5 protein-coding genes are annotated in these 10,245 nt (G+C 56.3%); all 5 read right to left on the bottom strand.

The genetic code is table 11. The features are described from left to right. The coding region (locus tag ACR0MI_RS22390) for an efflux RND transporter permease subunit (RefSeq protein WP_480442242.1) at window positions 1-3,043 on the bottom strand (3,043 nt) is incomplete at its 3' end. Then, window positions 3,043-4,140 carry an efflux RND transporter periplasmic adaptor subunit gene (locus ACR0MI_RS22385; protein WP_170617212.1) on the bottom strand — a complete coding sequence of 366 codons (1,098 nt, stop codon included), beginning with the start codon at window positions 4,138-4,140 and terminating at the stop codon, window positions 3,043-3,045. The genes ACR0MI_RS22390 and ACR0MI_RS22385, both read right to left, overlap by 1 nt. A 584-nt stretch (window positions 4,141-4,724) precedes the next feature. Then, the gene (locus ACR0MI_RS22380; protein ID WP_170617214.1) at window positions 4,725-6,140 is read right to left on the bottom strand and encodes an FAD-binding oxidoreductase; all 1,416 of its coding nucleotides are present in this window, start codon (window positions 6,138-6,140) and stop codon (window positions 4,725-4,727) included. A gap of 109 nt (window positions 6,141-6,249) precedes the next feature. Next, window positions 6,250-6,507 carry a DUF4242 domain-containing protein gene (locus ACR0MI_RS22375; protein WP_170617216.1) on the bottom strand — a complete coding sequence of 86 codons (258 nt, stop codon included), beginning with the start codon at window positions 6,505-6,507 and terminating at the stop codon, window positions 6,250-6,252. Between the two features lie 26 nt (window positions 6,508-6,533). Continuing rightward, window positions 6,534-10,133 (bottom strand): adenylate/guanylate cyclase domain-containing protein, encoded by a 3,600-nt coding sequence (locus ACR0MI_RS22370; protein WP_480442244.1) that lies wholly within the window; start codon window positions 10,131-10,133, stop codon window positions 6,534-6,536. Between the last annotated feature and the right edge of the window lie 112 nt (window positions 10,134-10,245).

The raw sequence follows: 10,245 nt of genomic DNA, 5'->3' as shown, positions 1-10,245 counted from the left end.
CCGGGACGAGGATCATTGTGAGCATCGTGCCCACCGTCAATCCGCCCATGATCGTGACAGCAAGACCCACCCAAAACACGTCCGGCAGCAGTGGTATGACACCCAGAACCGTGGTTGCCGCGGCCAATACGACGGGGCGCAGTCTTGAGGCGCCGGCATTCAAAACGGCGTCGTATCCCGGTTGACCTTCAGCCAAGTTGTCGTTGATCTGATCGATCAGAACAATCGCATTCTTGATCATCATGCCAGCCAGGCTCATGCCGCCGAGCAACGCCACAAACCCGAAGGGTGTGTTCGTGAGAAGCAAGCTGGGGACGATGCCTATCAGCACAAAAGGCACGGTCAGAAAAATGACCAGCGGTCTGCGATACGAGTTGAACAGGCCAACAACGATAAGAGCCATGATCGAAAACGCGGGTATCATTCCGGGGATCAGGGACGCCTGAGCAGATACCGTGTCCTCGTACTCTCCGCCCCACTCCATGCTGTAGCCTTGCGGCAAGTCGGCCTCCAACGCGTCAAAATCGGCGATAACTGCGGCGCGATAGCTTGGCAGGGTAACGCTGTCGATGGGGTTGGCCTGAACGGTGAGAACTCGGCGCCGGTCGCGGCGATTGATCGTTGGGTCTTCCGGCTGGATATTCACGCCGCGCACGACCTGGGCCAACGGGACCGGTTCCACTGAAAACGGAGACTGCAGTTGCAGAAGTTCAAAGTTGTCCACGGCGGCCACATCTTCCGCGCCGGGCCGGACGATGATCGGCAGCAACTCATCGCCCTCGCGGTAGAGGCCAACCGAACGGCCGTCAAACGCGCGTTTCGTCGTGTTGCCAAGGTCTTCATACGTGATGCCCGTCCATCGTGCCCGGTCCTGGTCATAGTCAGGCACGGTCTTCAGGACCCTGTTGCGCCAATCGGTGCGCGCCACCTTCGTCCATTGATGCTGATCCAATATCGCAACAGCCCGGTCGCCAATTTCGCGCAGGGTTTCGGGATCGGCATCTGCCGGGCCGATGATACGGTTTTCAAACGCCCAGGTATTGCTGGGGCCCACACCAAACTGGCGCGTGAACGAGGTTGCCTCGGGCATATTCTCGGACATCCACAGCGAAATGGCTTTGGTCATCTCGGGAATGTCCCGGTAATCCTGGACGTTCACGATGACTTGCGCGTAGGACGGATTGGTCCCTTCGGGATCGACGGGCAAGTAGAAACGCGGCGGGCCTGCCCCGATAAAACTTGCGATACCAGTCACGCGGTCATCCATTTCCACCTGCTCTTCGATGCGTTTGATGGCTTCTGACACGGCTTCAATCCGCGTTCCCTCGGGCGCGTAATAATCGATCATGTACTTGGTCATCGAAGAGGTTGGGAAAAACAGTTGTGTGACCGAACCAAAGCCCACGCCTGCGACAACCAAAGCACCCAGGGCTACACCGATCGTCAGGTAGCGAACCCGGATCGCGGCGGCCAGAAAACGGCGGTAAACGGCGTAGAGACCGGTGTCAAAAGTCTCGCTGGCTCCGCCCTTTGGCTCGGGCAGCATGGCAACACACTGCAGTGGCGTGACCGTCATGGACAACAGCCAACTGACCAGCAGCGCAATCCCGACAACCGAGAAAAGTGTTCGGCAGTACTCTCCCGCGCTCTCGACAGATGCAAAGATCGGGTAGAAGGCCATCACGGCGACGAACGTGGCCCCAAGCAGGGACATGGCGGGGCGCGTTGCGGCGTCGATTGCGGCTTTCGCGCGATCCATGCCTTGCGACATCCGAACCATTGCGCCATCCGCCACGACGATTGAGTTGTCGACCATCATGCCCAGCGCAATGATCAGCGCGCCCAAGGACATGCGCTGAAGATCTATGCCCAGCATCGCCAGCGGAATGAAGGTGGCGAGTATCGTCAAGATCAACCCGCTGCCGATGATGATGCCCATCCGAACACCCATCGCCAAGGTCAAAACGACCAAGACAATCGCGACGGCCTGTCCGAGGCTGATCAGGAAACTACTGACTGCCAGATTCACGTCGTCGGACTGCCAATGAACCCGCTCAACCTCGATGCCCACAGGCAGGGCCGCGATCAGTTCAGACACTCTCGCATCTACAGCTTCTCCCACGCTGACGACGTTGACACCTGACTGGAAGGATATCGCCAATCCAATGGACGGAAGACCGTTATAGCGCATCATGGTGGTCGGTGGATCAGCGTAACCTTCCTTGACCTCGACAACTTCACCCAGCCGGAGCAGTTCCGGGCCCCGACGTTGGCCGCTTTGAACCTGATCCAGACCGCTTGGCCGCACCACCAGATCTGCAATGTCCGTCGGGCTGGTGAATGTACCGCTTGGCGCAATCCGCATGCGGTAGTCGCCAATGTTCACCCGCCCCGCATCCACAATCGCGTTCTGCGTCTGCAAGGTGCTGAGAATGGTCTGAGCCGATACGCCCAGCGCAGCCAAAGTTTCTTCCCGTGTTTCCAGATAGATGACCCTGTCGCGCTCTCCCCACAGATCGACGCGTCCGACACCGTCGATCAATGAGAGTTCTCGCTTGAAGTCTTCGGCAAACCGGTCGAGTTCCTGGGCGGCAAACCCATCAGATGTCATGGCCAGCAGAAGCCCGAAGACATCACCGAAATCGTCGTTGATAGCAGGACGGCCTGCGCCAGGGGGCAGGTCTGTTTCCACGTCCCTGACTTTGCGGCGCAGCGTGTCCCAGATCTGGGGAAGTTCATCGGACCAGTAATTCGGACGGATCTCGACCTTGATGGTCGAAATGCCGGCCCGGCTTTCGCTCGAGATGTAGTCGATTTCCTTGATCTCTTGAAGCTTGAGTTCAATCCGTTCGGTGACCTCCTGCTCAACTTCTTCAGGGCTGGCACCGGGATAGGGGGTGGTTACAACTGCGGTCTTGATGGTGAATTCGGGGTCTTCCAACTGGCCAAGACTGAAGAACGCCGAAATGCCGCCCAACGTAAGCATGACGACCGTAAACCAAACAAACTTGGCGTTGCGGACTGCGAATGCGGCAAGGCCCATTATTCCGGATCCTCAGAAAGCAGCGACACCTTCTGGCCCTCTCGCAAAGAGTTCGCGCCGGCCGTAACGACCACGTCGCCGAACTCCAGTCCTTCGCTGACGGCGACCCCTTGCGACCGGGGTGTGCCAAGCGCAACCTTCCGTGCGGTCACGGTTTCCGAGGCTGCGTCAAACACCCAGACATGAGGGGCGGTTTCCCCTTCGGGCACAAAAACCGCGCTGGCAGGAACCGTGATCGCGTCAAATGGCTCGTGCCCTTCCTTTGGCTGACCGCTGACACGCCCTGCCATGCCCGGAAGAACAAGCGAGTCTTCTGGTTGCTCCATAATCAGCGTGACGGGGAAGGTTCGGGTGGTTGCAGAAGCTTCAGAACCAATCTCACTGATCTCGGCAGGCAGGATCACGTCCCCTAAAGCGTCAAAAGTAACGGTTATGTCCTCGATATGCGGGATCAGGGCGATGTATCGTTCGGGGATATCGATCACCACTTCGATGTGCTCCGCATCCAGAATGCGCAGAACCGGGCTTTGTGCCGCGACCTCTTCAAAATCCTCGATGTATTTTGCGACCACACGCCCATCGAATGGCGCAGTCAGGCTTGTATAGGTCAAATCCAAGGTGGCCCTGTCCAGCGCGCCCTGGACAGAATTGATTGCTGCCTGAGCTGATGTTTCACCCGCGACAAACCGATCAAGTGTCGCTTGCGCAGCAACGTCTTTTTCAACCAATGAACGTTGCCGGTCCGTTTGAAGCTTGGCGTTCTCGAACGTCGCCTGCGCGCTCTCAAGTTCTGCTGAAAGCCGATCGACCTCGGCCTGGTATGGGGCCGGGTCCAAGGCTGCGACAACGTCGCCCTTGGCCACCAGGTCGCCAACCTGAACGTCCACTCCGACCACGTTGCCCGGGACGCGAAATGCCAGGGACACCTCGCGCGCGGCTCTGGCTGTTCCAACAAAATACCGGTCATGCAAACTGGACAGATCGGAAATCTCGGTTGCTCTGACGGGACGGACGACCGTTTCGGCTGTTTCCTCTTCCTTCTCCCAGCACCCCGTAAGCGACAGGAGGGCAAACAACCAAACAGAAAATCTCTTCATTTCCCCCTCCCGTGCTGGCCGCTTTTCCTACCGTCGTCTTCGTGAAGGTGGGCCAACTTGAAAATCCAACGCTAAAAGCTGTTGGAATTGTACGCGCTTATGAAACAAAGTCAAAAATCGGAATTTGTCGAGGAAGTATCAAAAAGAAATCTGTACGCATCTTTCCAAAACCGAATTGGCGTCGTCGGATATGCTCGTTCAGAGAAAAGCGGATAAGTGTCATCCAAAGGTCTGGACAGCCTGCAATGGCTATTTAGACCCAGTGTGTAGTGTAGTCCCCCGAGAATGAGAGCGGCGGGCGCACTACCTTATTGATCACATGCGCGCCGCTCAGGTCGGGAAACGAGAGCCGGCTATGGTGAAGCTGGCGGAACGCTTCGATCAGCAAGACCGGCAGATATGCAATGCACAGTCCTCTCTTCGCCGCCTCATTCGGTTGATTTCGAAACCGGATTCGTATGGACCCTCAAGACGGCAACCAAGAGGTCCCTGCGGGCTTTTGGCACACCCAAGAGAGCATTTGTGCGGTACCAAATCAGGTTACGGGTCTCTACTCAGCCCGACCTTGCAAGCACTGCATGGCCTCACCCGGGCAAGATGTTGTGATTGATCCTGAACAGATTATTTGGATCATAGTTGCCTTTGATCTTTGTTAGTTTCTCGCCATGCGCGCCGTACGCGCAAGTCATATGATCCGCTTCGTCCTCTGGCATGAAGTTCACATACGCGCTGCCAGTCGAATGTGGTCGCATCTGCTCATAAAGCCTGCGCGCCCATTCTATGCATTCTCCGTCCTTGCTGGGGTCTTCCCAGCGCGTGTGAACGTTCATGATGAAATGTGCCGATCTTTCCGGATACGCTGTCGCGCTGGATTCAACGCGGGCCATTGCGCCACCTACATGGGCAATGAAGACTTCGCACGCCGGGTCGGGAAGGCTGGAAATTGCCTCCAGCAGACCCGCTATCGCACCCGAGGATAGCGCATCGAAATCATGGCTTTTCCAATAGTTCCGGGCTCCGGGCGTCAACAAGGGGTCAAAGGCGGCTTGCCAGTCCACGAACTTGTGCGGTGATATGACATCGGCAATCGGTTCGCCGAGCGCACGTAAAGGTGACATCGCCTTTTCACCCTCGCCCATCGGTCCACTATAGCAAGCCGCAAAGATCAGCACTTCCCGCCCATGCCATTCCTCCGGCAGGAAAGGCAGAGGCGGTGCTTTGCGCATTACGCTCCAGACGGTCAGTTCATCAGGGGAATTGTCTGCAATGGCCGCAAATTGGGCAAGAAGCTCCGGCGCTTTTTCGATCGGATGTACGATCAGTCCCGACAGAACATCGGGTCCGAGGTCGTGCAACTGGAACTCGAAGGAAGTGACGACCCCGAAATTTCCACCCCCACCGCGGATGGCCCAGAAAAGCTCTGGGTGGCTCGTGGAAGAGGCCGTTACAATCGCGCCGTCTGCGGTCACGACTTCTGCCGAAAGCAGGTTGTCGATAGTCATGCCGAATTTCCGGGTGGTCCATCCAAAGCCGCCGCCCAAGGTCAGGCCTGCGATACCCGTGGTCGAGTTGATGCCAACGGGAACGGCAAGCCCATGAGCCTGAGTTTCGCGATCTACGTCGCCAAGCAGTGCACCTGGCGCAACCCGCGCAATCTTGTTGACCGGATCCACGTGTACAGACCGCATCTGGGACAGATCGAGCATTACGGTCTCGTCTGCGACAGCATGACCTGCAATCTGATGCCCACCGGACCGGACCGACATCATGAGGCCTGCGTCTCTGACAAAGTTCACTGCCTTCTGGACATCACTCGCCCCCATGGCGCGGATTACGAACCCGGGATAACGCTCGAACATACTGTTCCAGGTCGTCCTTGCGCTTTCATATTCCGAAGTTCCCTGCAGGTAGACACCGCCACGAAGTGAGGCATCCAGCGCGTCCAGCGCTTCCTGATCCACAGTTGCTGTGCTTCCGTCGAGTGTTTTCAGGTCATACATGCTTGGGCCTCCCCATTGTCAGGTCAGGCTTCTTGCACGGCTGCCTCATGTACTTATGAAGCCCTTCACGAAGGAGCTACGTTCTTTCAGGTAAAAGACCGGCTGACGGTCAGGCGAATATGCCCGGATCAATCTGATCCACAGGTGTTATGACATCGGCAGGAATGTTCAGGCGCTCGGCCGCCTTTCTGAGGCTCTCCTCGTCAGGGGCTTCATACAGGCAGTATGTTTTGCGCTTGTCTGCGCTCAGGAACGAGAAAATCCACTCGACTCCGACCTCGTCATTGATCTGCTTGATGTGGATTTTGTCATCGTCGGTGACATTCAGTTGCTCGGCGAATTGTCTTTCTATGATGTACCTTGGCATGATGCTCCCCCAAGCATGGTATGGCCTTAACTGGCTGTTCCTTCGAGCTTTGACCTTAAGGAAACCATACTCAATTTCTGTGAAATTGCCAACGCTTCCCCTTCCAGTTGAAACGCCAGCTTCAGATCACTCGCGCTACCCCGGCGCCGCAGCGCGGATGCGTAGGCTGCCTTGCTATGCGCAATCCAGGGCGGGCATTTCATGTGCGTGTCTATTTCGATAGCCTTTTCGAACATCCTTTCGGCAATATCCCAGTCCTTCAGCAGCGCGGCCAGACTGCCAAGGCGTCTCGCAGCGGCCCCGGTGCAAACTGTGGTTGCCCCAGCGGTGATCGTCAGCTCTTCGTATGGGGCAAGCATGTCAAAGAGGGTCTTGGCATGCTTAAGGTTCTCAACGGCGACGCAAATGTCGGCAAGATAGGACAATGTGGTCGAATACATGGCATCCGGTGGAAGATCGAAGCCATTTTCTGCCATTTCGTTCAAAATGCGTTCGGCTGGTTCTGTATATCCCAACTCTGCCGCGATCAGGCCAAAGCCCGGTTTCCAGGAAATATCATCGGGGCTGTCCGTCATCAGTTTTTTGATCACCGGCGCGACCTCGTGCAGACGGTTCTGTTCGCGGCGGATGGTGAACATCTGAACACCGAAGACGCCCTCAACGTGTTCGCCGTGGGTCTTCCGACCTATCTGCACCGCCTCGGTTGCATGCTTTTCGGCCTGGTCAAAATCGCCGTCCATAATTGCAATCATGGCGCGTGCGTGTTTCTGAACCCAGTAGAGCTGCAGATGGTTTTCCTTTTCCGAGTTCTCCGCCAGCAATTCGAGCGATTTGTCCATCAGGTCTCGGTCGGCCATTTCGGCTCCGACAAACAGGCTGAGTGTCCAATTCCGGCCCTGATCAATACTTCCCAGGTTCTCGGCCACCCGATGCATGGCATCGAGGTTTTCACGCCAATGGCGTGCCTCTCTTCCTTTGCGCGCGACAAACGGCGCGCCAAAATGCATCATCATCACAGAGAACTGGGATTTGTAATCACCCAGTCTCGCGGCCAGTTCCATGGATTGCTGGCCAAAACGCACGCCCTCGGAAAGCTGGCCAGCAAACATGTGCGCGCGCGCAAGTTGGCTCATCAGCCTGCACCGGCGAACTTCGTCATGGTCGGGCAGGTCCTTCAGCGCGTCGTCACAAAGTTCAATTGCCTCGCTGTATTTCTCGCTCGACATCATACACGAATCCGCAAAGTGGTTGGCCGCATCTGCAGCGAGCTCTACGTCACGTATGACACGGGCTGCGTCCGAAGCAGCTTTCAAGACCGCTATACCCTCTGGCAACTGACCCAGGCTGTCATGGCTGCGACCGATCAGTATTTTGCTCTTGATCGTTTCAGCACTGTTCTCAGGTCCGAGATTTTCCGCTGCCTTGAGTGTTTCCCGGGCGTTGACCATCGCCTCTTGACTAGCGGATCGCCCGAGGGCCATTTCAGTCGCAGTGCGCCATTTTTCGAACGCAGCGGGCCATTCTTCGGCCTCTGAAAGATGGCGGGCGACCAATTCGGGTCTGCGTTCAATCTCAGCGGATCGCATCTGCAGCAAAGCCCGCGCCACACCTGAGTGCTGCTGTCTTCGGGTAGAGCTCAACATAGACTGATAGGCAGTGTCACGAATAAGGGCATGTCGGAAAACGAAATGCCCACGATTATGCCCGCTTTCAAAGATCAGGCCGGTACGAGAAAGCTCTTCGAGACGCTTGATGATGTCGGCTTCATCTAGGCTCATTGCGGCACTCAATATGCTCGGCTCAAACTCCCGGCCAATGACGGATCCCGTAAGCGCGACTTGTTTGGCCTCTGGTGAAACCGCATCGAGCCGCGCCATCAACGCACCTTTCAAAGACGACGGTATGTGGATTTGTCCCTGCTCTCCGGCTTCCACGATTGCACGGGTCAGTTCCTCGACGAACAAGGGCACGCCATCCGTCTTCTCAACAATTGCGGCGATCAGCGCATCGTCCGGATCCTGACCGGTAATATTGCGAACCAGATTGAAGACATGAGCTGAATCAAACCGCCTCAGCAAGAGGGTCTGAACGTGCGAGGCTCCATCGTCACGGGCCATTTCCCAGCCCGGTCTGTGCGTTATCAACATCATCAGGGGAAGATCGGTGCAAATCGCTTTGAAACGCTCCAACAGGGCCTGCGTCGAAGGATCGATCCAATGAGCATCCTCAACGCACAGAATAACCGGACGCACGTTTGACCGAACCTGAACCGCGTGGATCAAGGTTTGAATTGTTAGGTCGCGCTGCTCCTGCGGCGTCAAGTCGAGCACTTCTCGAGCGAGCGCGCTACGAGGCGCGACCAAGGCGGCGAAAACAGGCAAGACCTTCTCCCAGTCCAAGCCTTTTCTGCCCTCCAGCATCTTCCTGACATGGTCGAGGATCAGATTGTCATCAAAGTCAGGTTCAACATCCGCGTCCTGGGAAATTCGCTGCGTAACCGGGTGGAAAGGACTGCTGGTCAGATAAGGGGAACAGTTCAGTCTTATCACATCGGCTTCGTCAGTTGCGGCGACTTCTGCAAGGAATTCCTCTGTCAGGCGCGATTTTCCGATTCCGGCCTCGCCCGCCAGAAGGACAACTTCCCCATGACCGCTTTTGGCACGTTGCCACGACTGCAAAAGGATCCCTTTTTCGTAATCCCTGCCAATCATGGCGCTGCCGGCGTCATTTCTGTGTGAAGCGCGAAAACGGCTCTCCGCGCTGCGCTCCGAAACTACTTTCAACAGAGTGCGTGGTTCTCTGAACCCCTTGAGTTCGGTTTGCCCAAGAGATTTGAACTCGAAAATCTGATGCAAGGCTGCTTCGGTTTCTTCAACAGACAAGACGACTGAGTTTGGTTCTGCATATTCCTGCAACCGAGCCGCAAGATTGACGATCGGGCCGGTCATTGCGCCTTCTTCGTAAGTGTTTTCTCCGACCGTGTCGCCGACCACCACATCACCACTCGCAACGCCCAGCCTTACCGACAAACGCTCGCCGTCCGGCGTTTTAAGTTCTTTGACCCGTCGAACAGCCTCAAGACCGGCCTTTACCGCGCGAACAGCGTGATCTTCATAGGCCGTTGGCCAGCCGAAGAACACCAGAAGGCCATCGCCCAGATATTTCGCGACGTAGCCGCCATATCGGCTTACCGCCCCTGCGACGGCATCCTGGTAATTCTGCAACAGACCCCGCATGTCTTCGGGATCCAGGCGATTGGTCAGTTCTGTCGAGCCAACCAGATCAGCAAACACGACTGTTAAATGTCGCCTCTCAGCGGCTGTTTGTGTTGTAGATCTTCTTTTCGATGGACTTCCACTTTCAGCCTCATCAGAAACAAATGCCTCATCCTTCTCATCGACTCGCCCGTCCGCTGACTGGGGTGAAGTGGGCAATTTCTGTTGGCCACTCAGTTCCCGAACCGCAGCGAGAATGATTTTTCGATGACCCAGACTTACCCCAAGCTCCTTGAGGTCGTCGCTTGTCAACAATGGCAGAACGCGCGCATCGATATCGTTTTCCGCAAAAGCATCTGCGTACTGACTCAATCCGAGATCATTTAGCCACTTTTCAATTTCGACCGACATATCTGGATCATGATGAGGTATGAGGCGCTAATCAAGAAAACGCTATCAACACGAACTGATTATTGGCGAAAGAAACTCACCGACGTCAGGGAGGCGGCGGGAAGTTGTTTCC

The organism is Ruegeria sp. D4 (assembly GCF_056534475.1).
The sequence above is the reverse complement of the archived record's forward strand: the minus strand, read 5'-3'. Positions and strand labels throughout refer to the sequence as shown.

Excerpts from the sequence above, each read along its gene's own strand:
- ACR0MI_RS22385 (WP_170617212.1), bottom strand. The coding sequence starts at position 4,140 with ATGAAGAGATTTTCTGTTTGGTTGTTTGCCCTCCTGTCGCTTACGGGG.
- ACR0MI_RS22380 (WP_170617214.1), bottom strand. The coding sequence starts at position 6,140 with ATGTATGACCTGAAAACACTCGACGGAAGCACAGCAACTGTGGATCAG.
- ACR0MI_RS22375 (WP_170617216.1), bottom strand. The coding sequence starts at position 6,507 with ATGCCAAGGTACATCATAGAAAGACAATTCGCCGAGCAACTGAATGTC.
- ACR0MI_RS22370 (WP_480442244.1), bottom strand. The coding sequence starts at position 10,133 with ATGTCGGTCGAAATTGAAAAGTGGCTAAATGATCTCGGATTGAGTCAG.